Here is a 19,104-nt window from a genome sequence, read left to right as displayed (position 1 = left end):
GAAGATCAGATTAGTTCGAAACTTCGCCATTCCTTTATGTTTTGTTTCTTAACATATTATTTAAAGAAGGGAGTTGCCGTACTAAATGTCTCAGTTACCAGTAGTTTTAGGAGCAGGTCTAAACACCGGAGATATCATATTCCAGCTGATCGCTATGCTCATCCTGCTTGCACTTTTAAAGAAATTTGCGCTTAAGCCTTTATTAGGGATTATGAAACAGCGTGAAGATTATATAGGAAATGAAATTTCAAGTGCTGAAGAAAAGCACGTTCAAGCTGAAAAGCTTCTTGAAGAACAACGTGTCTTATTAAAAGAAGCACGCGAAGAATCACATACACTCATCGAAAATGCGAAAAAGATTGGTGAGAAACAAAAAGAAGATATCATTCAAGCAGCGCGTCAAGAATCAGAGCGCTTGAAAGAGTCTGCTAGAACTGAAATCGTGAAAGAAAAAGAACAAGCTGTGGCTGCACTGCGTGAGCAAGTTGCATCACTATCTGTATTAATTGCTTCTAAAGTGATTGAAAAAGAACTTGATGAGCAAGCACAAGAGAAATTGATTCAAGAGTATCTTAAAGAGGCAGGCGAAAGCCGATGAGCGTGACTATTGTCTCTAAGCGTTACGCTTCTGCTCTTTTTGACATCGTTCTTGCTTCTTCGGCAGTAGACGAAACTGAAAAAGAGCTGAATGAGATCAAAAAAGTTCTGAAGGCTGACCAAGAATTAAATGACTTTCTTGTTCATCCGAAGATTACGGCAGACAAAAAGAAACATCTGATTGCAGAAGCTTTCAAAGGTGTTTCGACATATGTTTTGCACACAATGTATTTACTGATTGACCGCGGGCGCACGAATATTTTTCCTGAAATGGCGTCTGAGTTTGTGAAACTTGCAAACCGTACGAAACAAATAGATGATGCGATCGTGTATTCAGTGAAACCGCTCAGCGGAGCTGAAATTCAATCTTTATCTGAAGTATTTGCCAAAAAAGCCGGAGTCACATCACTGCGTGTAGAAAACGTGATTGACAAGGATCTAATAGGCGGAGTGAAAATCCGTATCGGAAACCGCATTTATGACGGCAGTGTCAGCGGAAAGCTTTCCCGCATTGAACGTCAGCTTGCAGGCGAAAATCGTTAGAAGGGGTGAAACCTTAGTGAGTATCAAAGCTGAAGAGATTAGCGCGCTGATAAAGCAGCAAATCCAAAACTATCAATCTGAAATTGAAGTAAAAGATGTCGGTACAGTCATTCAAGTAGGGGACGGTATCGCGCGTGTACATGGCCTTGACAACATTATGGCAGGAGAGCTTGTTGAGTTCTCTAACGGTGTAATGGGTATGGCTCAAAACCTTGAGGAGTCTAACGTAGGTATCGTAATCTTAGGACCTTACAAAGATATCCGTGAAGGTGACGACGTAAAACGTACAGGTCGTATCATGGAGGTTCCAGTAGGAGAAGAGTTAATCGGACGTATTGTGAACCCACTTGGTCAGCCTGTTGATGGACTAGGTCCAATTTTAACAAGCAAAACACGTCCAATCGAAAGTGAAGCACCAGGCGTTATGGATCGTAAATCGGTACATGAGCCGCTTCAAACGGGAATTAAAGCAATTGATGCCTTGATTCCAATCGGACGCGGACAGCGTGAATTGATCATTGGGGACCGTCAAACAGGTAAAACATCTGTTGCAATCGATACGATCCTGAACCAAAAAGATCAAGACATGATCTGTATCTATGTAGCGATCGGACAAAAAGAATCAACTGTTCGTGGTGTTGTTGAAACACTTCGTAAGCATGGTGCGCTTGACTACACAATCGTTGTCACAGCTTCTGCATCACAGCCAGCTCCACTTCTTTACCTTGCTCCTTATGCAGGTGTAACGATGGGTGAGGAATTCATGTATAACGGCAAGCATGTGCTTGTTGTGTATGATGACCTTTCTAAACAAGCGGCAGCTTACCGTGAGCTTTCATTATTGCTTCGTCGTCCTCCAGGTCGTGAAGCATTCCCTGGTGATGTTTTCTATCTTCACTCTCGTTTATTAGAGCGTGCAGCGAAGCTTAGTGATGAAAAGGGTGGCGGTTCTATCACAGCATTGCCTTTCGTAGAAACGCAAGCTGGTGATATCTCTGCATATATCCCAACAAACGTTATCTCAATCACAGATGGACAGATCTTCTTACAATCTGACCTCTTCTTCTCAGGCGTACGTCCAGCGGTAAACGCAGGATTGTCTGTATCTCGTGTAGGTGGTTCTGCACAAATCAAAGCGATGAAAAAGGTAGCAGGTACACTTCGTCTGGATCTTGCTTCTTATCGTGAGCTTGAAGCATTCGCTCAGTTTGGATCTGATCTAGACCAAGCGACTCAAGCCAAATTAAACCGTGGTGCTAGAACAGTTGAAGTCTTAAAACAAGACTTGAACAAACCGCTGAAAGTTGAAAAACAAGTAGCGATTCTTTATGCACTGACAAGAGGATACTTAGATGATGTAGCGATTGCTGATGTCAAACGCTTTGAAGCTGAGTTATTCATGTACATTGAAGAAAACCATAAAGACTTGTTTGACACAATCTCTCAAACAGGAAACATGCCTGCTGATGAAGAGTGGAAAGCAGCGATCGAAGGCTTTAAACGTACGTTTGCACCAAGCAACTAATTAGTAATCTTTCCGAGAGAAAAAGATTCTCTTTTTCTCTCTTTTCACGTAAATGAACACGGATTCCTGAAAAAAGGTGGTGAAATCTTTGGCCTCATTACGCGATATTAAGTCAAGGATCACGTCAACAAAAAAATCGAGTCAGATCACAAAAGCGATGCAAATGGTATCAGCTGCGAAACTGAATCGTGCTGAAAATAATGCGAAGTCCTTTGTTCCTTACATGGAGAAAATCCAAGAAGTCGTTGCGGCAATTGCAACTGGAACAAGTGCTAAGCACCCAATGCTTCTTTCAAGACCTGTTAAGAAAACAGGGTATCTCGTCATTACATCTGATCGAGGACTTGCAGGACCTTTTAACAGCTCGATTTTACGTGCCGCTTACCAAGCCATTCAATCTCGTCATCAATCTGCTGATGAATATGCGGTGATTGTGATTGGTAAAATCGGACGCGACTTCTTCAAAAAGCGTGGTATTCCAGTTATTTCTGAAGTAACAGGGCTTGGAGACGAAGTAGCGTTTGCTGATATTAAAGAATTAGCAAGCAGTACAGTGCAAATGTTCTCTGATGAAGCGTTTGATGAGCTTTACATGTTCTATAACCATTTCGTCAGTGCCATTTCACAAGAAGTAACAGAGAAAAAATTATTGCCGCTAACGGACCTTTCGGCCGCAGCGACACCAAATAAACGTTCCGCATCTTATGAGTTTGAGCCTTCTGAAGAAGAAATTCTTGAAGTTCTCCTTCCTCAATATGCAGAGAGTTTGATTTTCGGTGCGCTTCTTGACAGCAAAGCAAGTGAACATGCTGCAAGGATGACAGCAATGAAGAGTGCAACAGACAACGCAAAAGAATTGATCGACAGCCTGACACTCTCTTACAACCGTGCTCGTCAAGCAGCGATTACACAAGAGATTACAGAAATTGTCGGCGGAGCAGCTGCCTTAGAATAGAAATAATTGTCAGGAGGGAATGCAATGAAAACAGGACGCATCAGTCAGATCATGGGACCAGTCGTAGACGTTCGTTTTGAAGACGGTCACTTGCCTGAGATTTATAATGCGATCAAAGTTTCGCATAAAGCGGAAAGCGAAAGTGAAGTTGATATCGACTTAACTTTAGAAGTAGCACTACATTTAGGTGATGATACAGTGAGAACCATCGCAATGGCATCAACAGACGGTGTGAAGCGCGGTATGGAAGCTGTAGACCTTGGAAAACCAATTTCAGTACCAGTTGGTAACGTAACACTTGGACGTGTATTCAACGTACTGGGAGATAACATTGACTTAGATGAGCCACTTGGTGTGGAAGCGCAAAGAGACCCAATCCACAGACAAGCGCCTTCTTTCGATCAACTTTCTACAGAAGTTGAAATTCTTGAAACAGGTATCAAAGTTGTTGACCTTCTTGCTCCTTACATCAAAGGTGGAAAGATCGGTCTATTCGGTGGAGCCGGTGTTGGTAAAACCGTTCTGATTCAAGAATTGATCAACAACATCGCACAAGAACACGGCGGTATTTCTGTATTCGCTGGTGTTGGAGAGCGTACACGTGAAGGAAATGACCTTTACTACGAAATGAAAGATTCTGGCGTTATCGAAAAAACAGCGATGGTCTTCGGCCAAATGAACGAGCCACCAGGTGCGCGTATGCGTGTAGCTCTAACTGGTTTGACAATGGCAGAGCATTTCCGTGATGAACAAGGTCAAGACGTATTGTTCTTCATCGATAACATCTATCGCTTTACACAAGCAGGTTCTGAAGTATCAGCCCTACTTGGACGTATGCCTTCAGCGGTAGGTTATCAGCCAACTCTTGCAACAGAAATGGGTCAACTTCAAGAGCGTATCACGTCTACAAACGTAGGATCGGTTACATCGATTCAAGCGATCTATGTACCTGCGGATGACTATACAGATCCAGCTCCAGCTACAACGTTCGCTCACCTTGATGCAACGACAAACCTTGAGCGTAAGTTGACAGAGATGGGGATTTACCCAGCGGTAGATCCACTTGCTTCAACATCTCGTGCCCTTGCACCTGAGATTGTTGGCGAAGAGCATTATGCGATCGCGCGTGAAGTTCAGCAAACATTGCAGCGTTATAAAGAATTGCAAGATATCATTGCCATTTTAGGTATGGATGAATTATCTGAGGACGATAAGCTTGTGGTACACAGAGCTCGTCGTGTTCAATTCTTCCTATCTCAAAACTTCCACGTAGCAGAACAGTTCACTGGCCAAAAAGGTTCTTATGTGCCATTGCAAGAAACTGTTAAAGGCTTCAAGGAAATCTTATCTGGTAAATACGATCACCTTCCAGAAGATGCATTCCGCTTAGTCGGCCGCATTGAAGAAGTGGTTGAAAAAGCCAAAGAGATGGGTGTAGAGGCCTAATCTGGTCCTTAGGAGGGTAAAAGCATGAAGACCGTTCAAGTCAATATCGTTACTCCCGACGGCCCAGTGTATGAAGCGGATGTGGAAATGGTCAGTGTAAGAGCAGAAAGCGGTGAGCTTGGGATTTTAGCTGGCCACGTTCCAATGGTTGCTCCGCTAAAAATCGGTGCAGTTCGCTTAAAACATAGTGGATCAACTGAATTGGTTGCAGTAAGCGGTGGATTTGTTGAAGTTCGCCCCGAAAAAGTAACCATTCTTGCTCAGGCTGCTGAAACATCAGACAAAGTTGATGTCGATCGTGCAAAATCAGCGAAACAGCGTGCTGAAGAGCATTTGAACCACCCGAATGAAAGTGATGTACGCAGGGCGGAACTCGCATTAAAACGGGCATTAAACCGTTTAAATGTAGCAGGGAAATAAAACAGAAAATCCTTCTTATCACTGTGATAAGAAGGATTTTTTTTAGGATGACATGAGAGATTGATACATCGACACATAAGGATGAGATGCTTGCTTTTCTAGATATAACTGCTCGCAAAATTGGGTACTGCAATGCCATGTTTTATTATTTCTGCGTAAGCCAAGCGTATATTGGTGCGAAGAGTCCATATAAGGCCGCACGACCCAGTCAGCATCTGAATGATGACGGATGATAACCTCTCCTAAATACACACTCATCATCGCTTCTAATGCATCTATTGGCATTTTCCACTCAGCAAAAAGCTGCTGACGGAAGGCATCGAAGTATAATGACTCTAACTGATAAAGGCTTTCCTCTGAGTAATCCAAAGAAATGTTATGAAAATGACACAATTGTGCTAATTCTTCTAGCTGTGTCTGTCTATAATCAAAGTAGAAAGCAATGGCTTCCCATTCATGTTCAAATGAGGGAACCAGTTCTCCGTACAAATCAACAAAGTCAGGAAAAGAATCTTTCAAATATGATCAGCTCCTTCCACCGCAGTATATCATCTCCTTCGCATCAGAATAAGAGGGGATTCACTCTAAATGTAGCTCTTTTTTCCAAATGATTCATCTTTCCGATTTTGGAGGATATAATGAAAGGGAGTTTTCCTTTACAGAAATCAATAAAAGGAGGATTCAAGTGTATGGAAGACGTAGGACAACAAGCAATTGTCAGTATTGTGATCCACCTATTTTTTATCGCCATTACGTGGTGGGCATTGCTTGCGGTGAATATCGATCCACTGATTAAAAAAGGAAAAATTATTCAAGCTAGATTGCTCATGATGCTGCTCACGATTGCTATTGCATCGGCAGTCAGCAATTTCTTCCTTGATTATTTAAATTTCTCCAGACAAATCCCTTATATGTTTTAACATAAAAGGTTTGGTCACTGCCTTCTGCGGGAACGTAAAAAGAAGTGTCAAAAATATGGCCTTTGATGACTTTTCCACGTATGCATTGATCTCCTTGCGGCAACACTTGTAGCAAGGGGGAATGACAAGTGAGAAAGTATTTAAAAGGTTGGCCATTATTTGCATTTATTCTTTTTTTTGTTCTGATGATTCAAGGTGTTCGGGCAGAAGAAACATCGACGCTCGCCCAAATAGCAGAAGGTATGAAAAACCAGCAAATCGAAGTAAGTGGATGGACGCTTCATGCCAAAACAAATATAAACATTTCATCCGAACAATTTTCAAAAAAAGTGAAACGTTTGAAAGACGAACTACGACAGTATGAGTGGACCGAAAAAAAAGAGAAACATGTCACCAAAGTCACAGGAATTTACAAAGATGAAAAAAATGATACATTATCGAAAATTTTACTCGTGAAGACCGACACAAAATCAAACCAAAAGTCGTATTTATTATATGAGCAAAAAGGTGCTCGCCCACTGAATACCTGGGAGCATACATATGATCAGTTCGTACGTCATGCAAAAAGCATATTACAAGAAAAATTTGTGATTTTTACTTGTCTCGATGGTCATGTAAATGGTATGATGGATGTTGTTTTGCAAAAAAAAGCTGAAATGATAGCAAATGAATTTCAAGCAAAACCAGTTGAGTATCTCGTTGAGTCTAATTTTGTGTCGCTTTCCGCTTACACAGAGAAGTGGGAACAGTTCATTATGACTTCAAATGATAAAATGAATGTTCAAATTGCCATCAGAAGTTCGGAAATGAACGAAAATCATACGATTACGGTTGGCACACCAATCGTAACGACTGAATATTAATATAGAGAATTTGGGACGCGGAGGGGAAGACCTTGGAAAAAATCATCGTCCGCGGCGGTCAAAAGTTAAACGGCACAGTTAAAGTAGAAGGCGCAAAAAATGCCGTTTTACCAGTTATCGCTGCATCTTTGTTAGCAAGTACAGAAAAAAGCGTAATTTGTGATGTACCTACGCTCTCCGATGTATATACAATCAATGAAGTGTTACGTCATTTAGGAGCAGAAGTACATTTTGAAAATAACGAAGTATCAGTAGATGCATCTCATGCACTAGAAACTGAGGCTCCGTTTGAGTATGTCCGTAAAATGAGAGCATCTGTGCTCGTCATGGGACCACTTTTAGCTAGAACAGGTCATGCAAGAGTTGCATTACCTGGTGGTTGTGCGATTGGTTCAAGACCAATTGATCAGCATTTAAAAGGCTTTGAAGCAATGGGAGCTAAAATTCAAGTAGGTAATGGTTTCATCGAGGCTGAAGTAAATGGCCGTTTAAAAGGTGCAAAAATCTATTTGGATTTCCCAAGTGTAGGGGCAACTGAAAACATCATCATGGCAGCAGCATTGGCTGAAGGAACGACGATTTTAGAAAACGTAGCAAAAGAACCTGAAATTGTTGATTTGGCAAACTATATCAATGCCATGGGCGGTAAGGTTCGCGGTGCTGGAACTGGTACAATCAAAATCGAAGGTGTAGAAACACTTCACGGTGCAAAACACAACATCATCCCTGACCGAATTGAAGCTGGTACGTTTATGGTGGCAGCAGCCATTACTGAAGGAAATGTTCTTGTAAAAGGCGCTGTGCCTGAGCACATGACTTCACTTGTGGCGAAAATGGAAGAAATGGGTATTCAGATCATTGAAGAAGAAGAAGGTTTAAGAGTCATTGGACCATCTGAGCTCAAGCCAATCGATCTAAAAACAATGCCGCATCCTGGTTTCCCAACGGATATGCAATCTCAGATGATGGCGCTATTGCTTCGTGCGAACGGAACAAGCATGATCACAGAAACTGTGTTTGAAAATCGTTTTATGCATGCTGAAGAATTCCGCCGCATGAATGGCGATATTAAAATTGAGGGTCGCTCTGTGATAATCAATGGACCTGTTCAACTTCAAGGTGCTGAAGTGGCAGCGACTGATTTAAGAGCAGGAGCAGCACTTGTACTTGCTGGATTAGTGGCAGAAGGTCATACACGTGTCACTGAATTGAAGCATATTGACCGTGGATATGTGAACTTCCACCAAAAACTAGCAGCAATCGGTGCAGACATTGAAAGAGTAAATGATGAATCAGCAGATGTGACACAAGAACAAGTTGTATCAGATCTAAACGCATAATCATAAAAGAAATCAGTGTGTCCATTTGGGCATGCTGATTTTTTTTAGAATCATAGACTGGTTGCATTTTCAAAAGCTTATCATTAGTGTATCCAATCGTTTTAAATTTTATTCATAAAGACGAACAGTAAATCAAATGAAGAAGAGCACAAACATATCAGCAAAAGACTTGTCCAATGAATGAAAGAAGCTGTCATATTAGCTTGTCCTTGCCCATAGGATAAAAGAGATTCAATGACAAATGGGGGCAGCCAATATGAAACCAATGATATGGACAATCGCAGGAATTTGCATCATCATTTTAATGATTCCAACCTTACTCGTGTTGCCAACGTTCCAAGGAAAACCAGCAGCCAGCCAACACGTAGCAGCAGAACCATCAGTTAAAAAAGAAGTGAAAGGTTCAGTCAAATTGAAACAATCACCCGTCTCCATTCCCGTCTACCGTTCAGCGCATCAGCAGGTAGAAAACATCCCCTTAGAAGAGTATGTGATCGGTGTCGTCGCTTCTGAAATGCCAGCCGATTTTGAAATTGAGGCGCTCAAGGCACAGGCACTCGCCGCTAGAACGTATATCGTCAGACAAATGATCATTGATAAAACCGTCAAATCTCCACAAGGTTCTCTTGTAGATGACACTCAAATGTTCCAAGTGTACAAAAATAAACAGGAACTGAAGAAAATTTGGGGAAAAGCGTACAATTGGAAATTAAAAAAGGTCACAGAAGCTGTCGCCAGTACACAAGGGAAAGTACTGACGTATGACGAAAAACCAATTGATGCTTCCTTCTTTTCAACAAGTAATGGGAAAACCGAAAATGCAGAAGCTTATTGGAAAAATGAAATCCCTTATTTGAAAAGCGTCTCAAGTAAATGGGACGAAAAATCACCCAAATTCCAAAACAAGAAAACCATCACAGTGAGCGAATTTCAGCAAAAACTGGGTGTGACCCTTGGCCAGCAGCAGGTGGGAGAAATTGTAGAACGTACACCAGGCAATCAAGTAGCCAAAGCCGTCATTAACGGAAAAACATTGTCGGGTAGAGACATTCGCGAATCACTAGGATTGCACTCTGCGGACTTTACATGGGAACGAAAGGGTCAGCAAATCGTGATTACGACAAAAGGGTATGGCCATGGTGTGGGCATGAGTCAGTATGGTGCACATTATATGGCACAGTCAGGTAAAAAAGTAGAGGCGATCGTGAAACATTATTATCAAGGGATAAAAATTGAATCAGCTGATCGCTTTCTGAACACATATATGGCTAAGAAATAAAAGCAAAGGTGCCTCAAAATGGGGGCATCTTTTTTTATGTGTGAAGAGGTTTGAACAGAATGTGACAAATTGCGACTTAAGACGCACCTCAGGAAATCTTAAACATTTACATCCCGACAAGAACCGATGGCCGATACAAAGCCCCTCGAAAGAATGAGAAAACGAGGGTGACAAAAGAGTCGTTAGGTGAATATATCTAGACATCTGACAGAATTTTAGTGATTTTGATGAAAGAGAAAAAGGGATCGAGTCCTATACCATTCCAAGACAGAATATTTTACGATTAAGATGTTTCAATCAAATACATAAGGAGGAAGGAAAAGCATGTTGAAAAAAGTATTTACACTCGTAACCTTAGCTGTATTGACATTATCAATGTCAATCTCTTCACCAGTATTTGCAGAAGCAGCATCAGCCAAAAAACATAAGAAAGATGTAAGAGTGACCATCTTACTTGATGCAAGTGGAAGTATGGCAAGAAAAGTGGATGGAGAGCGCAAATTCGATTTAGCAAAACAAGAGGTATTTAAATTTGCTCAGTCTCTTCCGAAAGATGCTAAAATCCGTATGAGTTTGTTTGGGTCTGAAGGGAACAACAAAAACTCAGGTAAAGCTCAATCATGTGAAGTCATTAGAGGCGTTTATGGCGTTCAGCCTTATGAAAAGGATAGTTTCGAAAACTCTCTAAACGGTCTTGGACCAAATGGCTGGACACCGATTGCACGTGCTCTTGAAAGTGCAAAGCAAGCAGATAAGCAGCTTCATAAAGGAACAAAACACATTGTGTACTTAATTACTGATGGTGAAGAAACTTGTGGTGGAGATCCAGTGAAAGTAGCGAAAGAGCTTCATAACTCAAAGGGATCTACTGTAGTCAATGTGATTGGATTAGACTTTAACGATGGCTATGAAGGTCAATTGAAGCAAGTAGCTAAAGCTGGTAAAGGTCATTACTACCAAGCAAGCACAGGGAAAGAAATGGGTTCTATCCTTACAGCAGAATCATTAAAACTACACGAATAACTTGCTGAAGAAAAGGGAAACGATTGATTGATGCTTTCGTTTCTCTTTTTCTGTACAAATGAAAAAAAGGGAGATTTTTTAATGAAAAGAAATATTATATTAACCATTTTAGCGAGTCTTGTTCTGCTTCTTTCTTCACCAGCTCATGCTGTAACGAAAAAGGAGCCTGCTCATGTGGTGATTTTACTTGATTTAAGCGGAAGCATGGCACAATCAGTTGAAGGCGAAAAGAAAATTGATATCGCAAAACGCTCGATCCAAAGTTTCGCAAGTATTTTATCAGAAGATACACAAGTCTTGCTTCGTGTTTTTGGTCATGAAGGAACGAATAAAAATGCAGGAAAAGCCGTTTCTTGTGCAAGTTCCGAAGCAGTTTATGGATTTGGAACATATGAGCAAGCAGCCTTTCAACAAGCGCTGAATGTGTATGGTCCAACAGGCTGGACACCACTTGCCAAAGCATTAACTGATACGAAACAAGATTTTGAAGATCACCAAGCTGAAGGGAAAAATATTGTATATGTTGTCAGCGATGGTGAGGAAACATGTGGCGGAAGCCCATCACAAGCAGCGAAGCAATTACATGAAGAAGGTATTGACACAATCGTCAACATCATTGGCTTCGATGTAAATGAAAAAGAAGCAAAAAGTCTAAAATCTGTTGCCAAAGCTGGTGGTGGACAATATCAACCAGCAGCAAATGCAGAAGAATTGAATCATATTCTTCAAAAAGAAGCGAACTCTTTTGGTCAATAAGATGTGAATAGACAGCTGGGGAGAAACCCCCAGCTGTTTTTTCATAAAGGATCAATTTAAAGTCGTTTCTAATTCATCAATCCGTTTCTCCACGTAGTGCTGATCTTTTCTTGCATGAAAGGTTTCGGCTTTTTCTAATATCGCGGTGGTATTGTATTCTGGAATCTGGGAATAGCTTTCGTAAACTCCTTTTGGTATTAACACGTTTCCTTCAGGCCAATAAACTGCAATATTTCCACGTTTCAGCTCTCCGAATTGAGCAACTCCTTGGTAGGATCCATATTGATTGAAAAGGACAACAGGATCGCCTTCTTGGACGTAAAGCTCTTTCGCATCTTCTTCATTCATCAAGATAGAATGCCGCTTTCCGCCATTAAAGGCATCCTTTTCACTGTAAATCATAGAGTTGAATTGCTTGCCTCGTCTTGTCGTGATATTGAAATGCCCCTCAGTTTTTCGATATTGGGGAAGCTGTGCTGGGAGCAGGTGTCCTTTTCCATCCGGTGTTGGACACACCCCATCTTCGCAAAGCCATGCGCCACCCCATTGAAAGACATCCCCTTTATGACACAAATGCTGGATCCCATCATAGTTCCGATTTGCGATGGCAATCTCACGACGAATGTCTTCAGCATGGTCAAAATGAATCAGCTTCGCATCTTCTGGACGAACCCTTTTTGCTAGGTCAATATAAATGTCCCATTCAGCTCTAGCTTCTTCAATGCGTGGCCCTTCAATTTCCGGACTGAAATACACCATGCGTTCCGTACTGGTTGATGTACCGCCGCCTGGCTGTTCATATCTTGTCATTGCAGGCAGAACAATCACAGTCTCTTCTGCTTCTACCAGTGTAGAGGTGTTCAAAATAATATCCTGATGGACACGAAGTTCAAGCTCGGATAGTGCTTTTTCAATCGCTTCAGGATTTGGCATCGTTTCTAAAAAGTTTCCACCGCTAGTAAACAGCATCTTCAGCTTTTGCGGGTGTTCTTTTGGAAGAGCCATTTTTTCAAATGATTGCCCAATCGTGTCACCATGCCATTTTGGAATATCAAATCCCCATATCTTCTCGATTCTTTTAATATTCTCTTCATCAAAATCACTGCCGGGCAATACGAATGGATCGGCACCCATTTCGCCTGAACCTTGGACACCGCTATGGCCACGAATAGGCATAACGCCACAATGTTTTCTGCCAATAAATCCGCGTAACATGGCAAGGTTTGCGACTTGTGATATATTATCAGTTGCAAAGCGATGCTGAGTGAGACCCATACTCCAAATAAACACGCCTGAATTGGCATTGGAAAGAAGTACAGCGAATTCCTTCATTCTTTCTTTAGATAAGCCTGACGATGCTTCGAGATCCGACCATTTTAACTGAGTGACATGCTGCTTTACATCTTTTATGCCGGTTGTATGCGCTTGGATAAATTCATGGTCAAGAGCGGAATGAGGCGCTTGCTCTTCCATTTCAAACCAATGTTTGATGACACCATTCATAAACGCAATATCGCCGCCTATATTGACTTGATAAAAATCATCCGCTATTTTTGTGCCGAATAAAGCACTTTCTGGGATAGAAGGGACCCAATATTTTTCCATTGCAGGCTCTTTATATGGATTGATGACAATGATCTTGGTTCCTTTCTTTTTAGCGGCGTACATATATTTAGTGGAAACCGGCTGGTTGTTTGCTGCAACAGAGCCCCAAAAAATCAATACATCTGTTCCAATCCAATCACTGTAATTACAGCTGGATGCACCTATACCAAGGGAGCGTTTAAGAGCGGTTTTGCTTGGTGAATGGCAAATACGAGAAGCATTATCGATATGATTTGTTCCAATATATCGCGCAGCTTTCGCCGCAGTATAGTACACTTCATTCGTAATCCCTCTAGCTGTTAAATAGAAAGCAAGCTGACGTTTATCAATCGATTTGATTTTAGCGGCGATTTGATCTAATGCACCATCCCAAGAAATGCGTGTAAAGGCATTCTCACCTTTTTTTCGAATCAGGGGATAAGGAATACGCCCAAGTTTTCGAAGAGACGTGCTATCCATTTGTTTGAGCCGCTCAATATCTTCGAACCATTTTGGATCAATAGCTGGCATTGTGTTAAGCCGTAGCACATTCAGTCTTGTTGTGCATATATGGGGTCCTGCTAGTGTTTGATCGTATAAACCTGATACACCAAGAGCACAGCCGTCACAAACGCCCTGAGTCAATATACGGTACGCATAGGGGAGGTTATCTTTGTTCTCCCATGCCACTTTCATTGTGTCTCGAATGTGTTTCGGTTTTACTTTTCCAAGCCCCATAGGAGCAAAAGAGGCCCATAGCTTTGGTGAGGGTTTTTTGTTGAGTTTAATAGGCCCCTTGTGTTTTGTTTTTCCCATGATATCGTCACCCTCCTATTACTTTGTAAAGCGTTTTCATATCTAAAAATTACCTGTAGATTGTCATTCTGTCAAATTCATATTAAGAGCGGACCGTGACAGAAGAAGGAGCAGTAAGATTTGATTCACGAAGTTGTTTAATATCCTTCCGAATGAGAAGAGATATGATAAACGCAATGAAAAATAGGCCAGAGAAGACCATGAGACTTTGTGTGTAATTGCCTGTAATGTCACGAATAAAGGAGGAAAATAAAGGTCCTGCTAAACCAGCAGCGGCCCAAGCGGTGAGAATATAACCGTGTATGGCACCTAGCTGCTTCGTACCAAATAAATCTCCGATATAGGCTGGAATTGAAGCAAACCCTCCTCCGTAGCACGTATAAATGATCGCCATCACGATTGAAAAGATGAGCGGATCTTTTAAGTAGGGAAGTAAGGGAAAAGCAATGAGCTGTATAGTAAAGAAAATCGTATACGTATTTGGCCTTCCAATATAATCAGAGAAAGATGCCCATCCGATCCGTCCTAGCCCATTAAAGGCACCTAAAATTCCAACAAGAGTAGCTGCTGCACCGGCCGTGAAACCAACACTTTCTTGAGCAAGCGGTGATGCTACAGAAATAATGGCAATTCCGCATGTGATATTAATAAAGAGCATGACCCACAAATAATAAAAACGCCGTGTTTTAATGGCTTCATTTGCTGTGAGCTGTGATAAATCTTGAGGAATTTTCCTTTGGCTTGTTTTTAGCACGTTAAATTGTTTGACATCATCAGGTGTTGGTGGTGATAAATAAAGAGATGAAACGACCATGATGATAAAATAAGAGATTCCGAGAATATAGAAGGTATTTGTAATATCAACTTTTTCAATGAGAAATTGAATAATGGGACTGCAAATAAGAGAAGCAAATCCAAAACCCATAATGGCTAAACCCGTTGCGAGTCCTCTTCGATCTGGAAACCATTTGACTAATGTTGAAACTGGTGCAATATAGCCTACACCTAATCCGATTCCAGCGAGTACACCATAAAATAAATAGAGGAGAGGTAATGAAGACATGTGAACAGCAAACCCTGATCCAGTCATCCCAATGCCGAAGAAAATAGCTGAGAAGAGCCCTGATGCCCTCGGCCCATACTTTTCAACGAAATGCCCCATAAAGGCAGCCGATAAACCTAAAAATAAAATAGCGATGCTAAATGTCAGGCTTATTTCTGTTAATGACCATTGAAAGGTTTGATGTAAAGGATTCGTAAAAACACTCCATGCATAAACAGATCCGATAGATAAATGAATCCCCACAGCACTTGTAGCGATCAGCCAACGGTTTTTTGTTTTGTTCATTGTGTTCCCTCCATATAAAGCAAACAAAAAGTTTGATAAGATAGAAATATGTTACATTTTTATGACTTTTTAAAATAATATCACAATTCGTCTGGTTCATATAACTAAATTTGTGTTGAAAGGAAGATCAGATCATGAATCCTTCTGTTAAAACGAAACGACGCATACACCAATATCGCAGTGGTCAAATGACATGTAAAACAGATGAAGTTGTAGAAGAATTCCCTTTAACCGTGCTGGTGAATGGTGAAGAGTTTGTCACACTCGTTTGTTCACCGGATCATTTGAAAGAATTGGTGATCGGTTTTTTAGCTTCAGAAGGAGTCATTCGATTTGAAAAAGAGATTAAAAGGTTTACAATAGATGAAAGTATGGGTTTTGCATATGTTGACTTACATCACTCAACTCAGTTCCAATCCTCAGATTTTACAAAACGAGTGATCGGATCTTGCTGTGGGAAAGGAAGACATTTTTATTTTCTCCAAGATGTGAAGACGGCAAAAACAGCCATTGACCGAATCAGTATTTCTGCTGAAACTTGTATTCATTTAATGAAATGTTTACAGGAGGAAAGTCAGTTATTTCAACATACTGGTGGTGTCCATAATGCTGGACTGTGTGATACAGAAAAGCTATTCATCACTAGGACGGATATAGGACGGCATAATGCGTTGGATAAAATCTATGGATATTGTTTACTTCATAAAATCCCACTGAGAGATAAAATCCTTGTATTTAGCGGCCGGATATCGTCTGAAGTTCTGTTGAAGGCAGCAAAATTAGGGGTATCAATCGTCATATCAAAATCAGCTCCTACTGAGTTAGCACTTAAAATGGCAGAAGAATTAAATATAACAACAGTTGGATTCGTAAGAGGAGAATCTTTTAATATCTATACTCATCATCAGCGTATTACAGAATAGGAGGCTAAGTATGGTCAGTATTTTGGATAAAAGACATCGACCATTGCGCGATTTAAGAATATCCGTAACAGATCGCTGTAATTTTAGATGTACGTACTGTATGCCTGCTGAAATCTTTGGACCAGATTATCCTTTTTTAGATAAAGAAGAGCTGCTTAGCTTTGAGGAAATTGAACGACTTGCTGCGCTTTTTGCAAAGGAATTAGGTGTGGTGAAATTACGTATTACGGGTGGTGAACCTTTAATGCGTAAAGATTTGCCCGTTTTGATAGAAAAACTCGCAAAAATTCCAGGTATTGAAGACATCGCGATGACAACCAATGGAACGCTGTTACCTTTGTACGCAGATAAGCTAAAGAAAGCAGGTCTGAATAGAGTCACCATTAGTTTAGATTCTTTAAATCCAGATCGTTTTAAGCAGATGAATGGAAGACACATTTCTATCCAAAAAGTATTTGATGGGATAGAGGCTGCAAAAAAAGCTGGACTTGCTATTAAGATCAATATGGTTGTCCAAAAAGGTGTGAATGATCAAGATATCTTACCAATGGCAGCCTATTTTAAAAAAGAAGGACACATTCTACGATTTATTGAATTCATGGATGTTGGCAATACGAACAAATGGAATCTCAAGCATGTATTGACGAAAAAAGAGATTATGGAGCTAATTCATTCAAAATACCCTATCAAACCAGAACCCCCTCGATATCAAGGTGAAGTAGCCAAGCGTTATTTTTATGAGGATGGGTCAGGAGAGATTGGCATTATTTCTTCCGTTTCAGATGCTTTTTGTGGATCGTGTAATAGAGCTAGACTATCTGCACGTGGCGAATTATTCACCTGTCTTTTTGCATCATCGGGTTTTGATCTGAGACGATTCATCCGTAATTCAGAAAATGATGAATATCTAGTGAACATATTGAAGGAACTTTGGTCAAACAGACAGGATCAATATTCAGCTGAGAGAGAGCAAAAGAAAGATCAGAAAAAAGTTGAGATGTCCTATATCGGCGGGTAATGACAACAAAGTATCATGATCATCGATTTTTGAAAAGAAGAGAAAATGCTATAATCACTGTTGAAAATCTTCTTTTAACATCAGGACAATCTTTCCTATAAGCTCATCCCCATAAAAAAACAGCAGAGATTCTGCTGTTTTTTTAAAATGCTATTTTGTACCTCAAAATTGACGGAGTAAGGATGAAAAAAAGATTTTTATTCATTTTGTCCTGCTTTACATTTACAGGAACTATGCTAAGATCAAATCAATCTTTACCAACTCGATTTTTTCACTCCTGGAATCTGTCCTTTATAGGCAAGCTCACGAAAAGCAATTCGAGACATTTTAAATTTTCTCAAGTAACCTCTAGGACGGCCAGTTAATTCACAGCGGTTTTTTAAGCGAGTGGGTGAAGAGTCTCTAGGTAGTTTCTGCAAAGCTTCATAGTCACCTTTTTCTTTTAGCTCTTTCCTTAATTGTGCATATTTCAAAACGAGCTGCTGCCGCTTTTTTTCTTTTGCTATTTTTGATTTCTTTGCCATTTAAAACCCTCCTGGTTTAAGTGTGTATGTTCCATTGAAAGGGGTCTTCAAACGTTGTCCAATCTTGATCAAATTCTTCAGGTGTGAGTAAGCATTGATCTAGTGTACGAATAATATCTGCTTTAGGTAAATCTACACCGATAAAGACAAGTTTTGTATGTCGATCACCAAACTCTGCATCCCACTCATCTAAAATTTCTGGTTCCTGATTTAAGATCCGTGATCGTTCTTGCTCAGGCAAGGCAGCAATCCAGTATGCGATTGGTTCAATTGCAACAGATTTTCCGGCTTGTGAAATTAAAATGGTTAAATCATGATGTGTCACTAGCCATGTAAATCCTTTCGCTCGAACAATCTGCTCTGGCATTTGATCTAACCATGCATTCAGTCTGCCAGTATGAAAAGGAAGCCTTCTTTCATAAACAAAAGATGAGATTTGGTATTCTTCTGTTTCAGGCGTATGCTGAGAGTGTCCAGCATTAATTTCTTTGATCCAGCCCGCAGAAGCACTAGATTTTTCAAAATCGAATAAACCAGTATTCAAAATATCACTAGGCTGTACGTTACCTTTAGAGGTTCTAATAATGGCTGCTTCTGGTTGAAGTTTGGTTAACACGTGCTCAAGCCGATCTAGTTCTGATGCTGATACAAGATCACATTTATTGATAATGAGCACATCACAAAATTCAATTTGATCAATAAGTAAATCGGAAATCTCTCGTTCATCATCATCTGAAACTGCTTCTTTACGATCCAATAAACTTTCTCCTGACTGGAAATCTGTCCAGAAACGGTTTGCATCTACCACCGTTACCATCGTGTCTAATCTGCAAAAACGTGTCAAATCTATGCCCATTTCTTCATCAATGTAAGAGAAAGTTTGAGCGACAGGAATTGGTTCACTAATACCTGTAGATTCAATGACAATATAATCGATATTCCCAGCCTTACAAAGGCGTTCTACTTCAATTAATAAATCTTCTCTCAATGTGCAACAAATACAACCATTAGATAGTTCAACCAGTTTCTCATCTGATCGAGAGAGTTCTCCGCCTTGCTTAACTAATTCTGCATCAATATTTATTTCGCTCATGTCATTGACAATAACAGCTACTTTTAGCCCTTTACGATTCTGTAGAACATGATTTAATATCGTGGTTTTTCCAGCTCCTAAAAAGCCGCTTAGAACTGTGACAGGTATTCTCTTATCCATTTGGTTTAGTC

General features: G+C 40.5%; 19 protein-coding genes. 14 read left to right on the top strand and 5 right to left on the bottom strand.

Going from position 1 to position 19,104, the window contains the following annotated elements:
• The first annotated feature begins 85 nt into the window (after positions 1 to 85).
• The 6 genes from atpF (at position 86) to FBF75_RS08005 (ending at position 5,486) form a co-directional block, all read left to right on the top strand.
• A complete protein-coding gene (gene atpF, locus FBF75_RS08030) occupies positions 86 to 598 on the top strand; it encodes a F0F1 ATP synthase subunit B (RefSeq protein WP_007497634.1) in 513 nt (170 codons plus the stop codon).
• Positions 595 to 1,140, top strand: a complete 546-nt coding sequence (locus FBF75_RS08025; protein WP_007497632.1) for a F0F1 ATP synthase subunit delta — start codon at positions 595 to 597, stop codon at positions 1,138 to 1,140. Before atpF ends, FBF75_RS08025 begins: the two co-directional genes overlap by 4 nt.
• Before the next feature lie 16 nt (positions 1,141 to 1,156).
• The gene (atpA, locus tag FBF75_RS08020; protein WP_008343398.1) at positions 1,157 to 2,665 is read left to right on the top strand and encodes a F0F1 ATP synthase subunit alpha; all 1,509 of its coding nucleotides are present in this window, start codon (positions 1,157 to 1,159) and stop codon (positions 2,663 to 2,665) included.
• 88 nt (positions 2,666 to 2,753) lie between these two features.
• On the top strand, positions 2,754 to 3,620 hold the full coding sequence (locus FBF75_RS08015; protein WP_007497628.1) for a F0F1 ATP synthase subunit gamma: 867 nt from the start codon (positions 2,754 to 2,756) through the stop codon (positions 3,618 to 3,620).
• Between the two features lie 24 nt (positions 3,621 to 3,644).
• Positions 3,645 to 5,066, top strand: coding sequence for a F0F1 ATP synthase subunit beta (atpD, locus tag FBF75_RS08010; protein ID WP_008343395.1), 1,422 nt, complete (start codon positions 3,645 to 3,647; stop codon positions 5,064 to 5,066).
• 24 nt (positions 5,067 to 5,090) lie between these two features.
• Positions 5,091 to 5,486: a F0F1 ATP synthase subunit epsilon gene (locus FBF75_RS08005; protein WP_008343393.1), complete on the top strand. Its 396-nt coding sequence runs from the start codon at positions 5,091 to 5,093 to the stop codon at positions 5,484 to 5,486.
• 42 nt (positions 5,487 to 5,528) lie between these two features.
• On the opposite strand, the gene FBF75_RS08000 is transcribed toward FBF75_RS08005, so the two are convergent.
• Positions 5,529 to 6,005 (bottom strand): hypothetical protein, encoded by a 477-nt coding sequence (locus tag FBF75_RS08000; RefSeq protein WP_035389791.1) that lies wholly within the window; start codon positions 6,003 to 6,005, stop codon positions 5,529 to 5,531.
• 170 nt (positions 6,006 to 6,175) lie between these two features.
• Between FBF75_RS08000 and FBF75_RS07995 the strand changes: the two genes are divergently transcribed.
• The 6 genes from FBF75_RS07995 to FBF75_RS07970 all read left to right on the top strand — a co-directional run bounded on the left by FBF75_RS07995 (position 6,176) and on the right by FBF75_RS07970 (position 11,667).
• Complete coding sequence (locus FBF75_RS07995; protein ID WP_008343389.1) at positions 6,176 to 6,406, top strand: DUF1146 family protein; 231 nt, start codon at positions 6,176 to 6,178, stop codon at positions 6,404 to 6,406.
• A gap of 128 nt (positions 6,407 to 6,534) precedes the next feature.
• Positions 6,535 to 7,269 (top strand): YwmB family TATA-box binding protein, encoded by a 735-nt coding sequence (locus FBF75_RS07990; RefSeq protein ID WP_048001103.1) that lies wholly within the window; start codon positions 6,535 to 6,537, stop codon positions 7,267 to 7,269.
• A 32-nt stretch (positions 7,270 to 7,301) separates the two neighbouring features.
• Positions 7,302 to 8,609, top strand: a complete 1,308-nt coding sequence (gene murA, locus FBF75_RS07985) for a UDP-N-acetylglucosamine 1-carboxyvinyltransferase (protein WP_007497616.1) — start codon at positions 7,302 to 7,304, stop codon at positions 8,607 to 8,609.
• Positions 8,610 to 8,865: 256 nt separating this feature from the next.
• Positions 8,866 to 9,888: a stage II sporulation protein D gene (spoIID, locus tag FBF75_RS07980; RefSeq protein ID WP_008343381.1), complete on the top strand. Its 1,023-nt coding sequence runs from the start codon at positions 8,866 to 8,868 to the stop codon at positions 9,886 to 9,888.
• Positions 9,889 to 10,212: 324 nt separating this feature from the next.
• A complete protein-coding gene (locus FBF75_RS07975; protein WP_008343379.1) occupies positions 10,213 to 10,911 on the top strand; it encodes a VWA domain-containing protein in 699 nt (232 codons plus the stop codon).
• A gap of 81 nt (positions 10,912 to 10,992) precedes the next feature.
• Entirely contained in the window at positions 10,993 to 11,667 is a 675-nt protein-coding gene (locus FBF75_RS07970; RefSeq protein WP_026050166.1) for a VWA domain-containing protein, read from the top strand.
• A 51-nt stretch (positions 11,668 to 11,718) separates the two neighbouring features.
• Here FBF75_RS07970 and FBF75_RS07965 read toward each other — a convergent pair whose 3' ends face one another.
• Together FBF75_RS07965 and FBF75_RS07960 are read right to left on the bottom strand one after the other, a co-directional pair.
• Positions 11,719 to 14,067, bottom strand: coding sequence for an FdhF/YdeP family oxidoreductase (locus tag FBF75_RS07965; protein ID WP_017360033.1), 2,349 nt, complete (start codon positions 14,065 to 14,067; stop codon positions 11,719 to 11,721).
• Positions 14,068 to 14,149: 82 nt separating this feature from the next.
• Complete coding sequence (locus FBF75_RS07960; protein ID WP_017360032.1) at positions 14,150 to 15,415, bottom strand: L-lactate MFS transporter; 1,266 nt, start codon at positions 15,413 to 15,415, stop codon at positions 14,150 to 14,152.
• A 134-nt stretch (positions 15,416 to 15,549) separates the two neighbouring features.
• Here FBF75_RS07960 and fdhD point away from each other — a divergent pair, with 134 nt between their 5' ends.
• On the top strand, positions 15,550 to 16,338 hold the full coding sequence (gene fdhD, locus FBF75_RS07955; RefSeq protein WP_017360031.1) for a formate dehydrogenase accessory sulfurtransferase FdhD: 789 nt from the start codon (positions 15,550 to 15,552) through the stop codon (positions 16,336 to 16,338).
• 10 nt (positions 16,339 to 16,348) lie between these two features.
• Positions 16,349 to 17,356 (top strand): GTP 3',8-cyclase MoaA, encoded by a 1,008-nt coding sequence (moaA, locus tag FBF75_RS07950; RefSeq protein ID WP_017360030.1) that lies wholly within the window; start codon positions 16,349 to 16,351, stop codon positions 17,354 to 17,356.
• Between the two features lie 254 nt (positions 17,357 to 17,610).
• On the opposite strand, the gene rpsN is transcribed toward moaA, so the two are convergent.
• Together rpsN and FBF75_RS07940 are read right to left on the bottom strand one after the other, a co-directional pair.
• Positions 17,611 to 17,880 (bottom strand): 30S ribosomal protein S14, encoded by a 270-nt coding sequence (gene rpsN, locus FBF75_RS07945; protein WP_008343369.1) that lies wholly within the window; start codon positions 17,878 to 17,880, stop codon positions 17,611 to 17,613.
• A gap of 16 nt (positions 17,881 to 17,896) precedes the next feature.
• Complete coding sequence (locus tag FBF75_RS07940; protein ID WP_017360029.1) at positions 17,897 to 19,093, bottom strand: GTP-binding protein; 1,197 nt, start codon at positions 19,091 to 19,093, stop codon at positions 17,897 to 17,899.
• Positions 19,094 to 19,104 lie beyond the last annotated feature (11 nt).

It is taken from the genome of Bacillus sp. S2(2019) (genome assembly GCF_005144805.1).
Lineage (GTDB): Bacteria > Bacillota > Bacilli > Bacillales > Bacillaceae > Bacillus > Bacillus altitudinis.
The sequence above is the reverse complement of the archived record's forward strand: the minus strand, read 5'-3'. Positions and strand labels throughout refer to the sequence as shown.

Excerpts from the sequence above, each read along its gene's own strand:
- atpF (WP_007497634.1), top strand. The coding sequence starts at position 86 with ATGTCTCAGTTACCAGTAGTTTTAGGAGCAGGTCTAAACACCGGAGAT.
- FBF75_RS08025 (WP_007497632.1), top strand. The coding sequence starts at position 595 with ATGAGCGTGACTATTGTCTCTAAGCGTTACGCTTCTGCTCTTTTTGAC.
- atpD (WP_008343395.1), top strand. The coding sequence starts at position 3,645 with ATGAAAACAGGACGCATCAGTCAGATCATGGGACCAGTCGTAGACGTT.
- FBF75_RS08005 (WP_008343393.1), top strand. The coding sequence starts at position 5,091 with ATGAAGACCGTTCAAGTCAATATCGTTACTCCCGACGGCCCAGTGTAT.
- FBF75_RS07995 (WP_008343389.1), top strand. The coding sequence starts at position 6,176 with ATGGAAGACGTAGGACAACAAGCAATTGTCAGTATTGTGATCCACCTA.
- spoIID (WP_008343381.1), top strand. The coding sequence starts at position 8,866 with ATGAAACCAATGATATGGACAATCGCAGGAATTTGCATCATCATTTTA.
- FBF75_RS07975 (WP_008343379.1), top strand. The coding sequence starts at position 10,213 with ATGTTGAAAAAAGTATTTACACTCGTAACCTTAGCTGTATTGACATTA.
- FBF75_RS07970 (WP_026050166.1), top strand. The coding sequence starts at position 10,993 with ATGAAAAGAAATATTATATTAACCATTTTAGCGAGTCTTGTTCTGCTT.
- FBF75_RS07965 (WP_017360033.1), bottom strand. The coding sequence starts at position 14,067 with ATGGGAAAAACAAAACACAAGGGGCCTATTAAACTCAACAAAAAACCC.
- FBF75_RS07960 (WP_017360032.1), bottom strand. The coding sequence starts at position 15,415 with ATGAACAAAACAAAAAACCGTTGGCTGATCGCTACAAGTGCTGTGGGG.
- fdhD (WP_017360031.1), top strand. The coding sequence starts at position 15,550 with ATGAATCCTTCTGTTAAAACGAAACGACGCATACACCAATATCGCAGT.
- moaA (WP_017360030.1), top strand. The coding sequence starts at position 16,349 with ATGGTCAGTATTTTGGATAAAAGACATCGACCATTGCGCGATTTAAGA.
- rpsN (WP_008343369.1), bottom strand. The coding sequence starts at position 17,880 with ATGGCAAAGAAATCAAAAATAGCAAAAGAAAAAAAGCGGCAGCAGCTC.
- FBF75_RS07940 (WP_017360029.1), bottom strand. The coding sequence starts at position 19,093 with ATGGATAAGAGAATACCTGTCACAGTTCTAAGCGGCTTTTTAGGAGCT.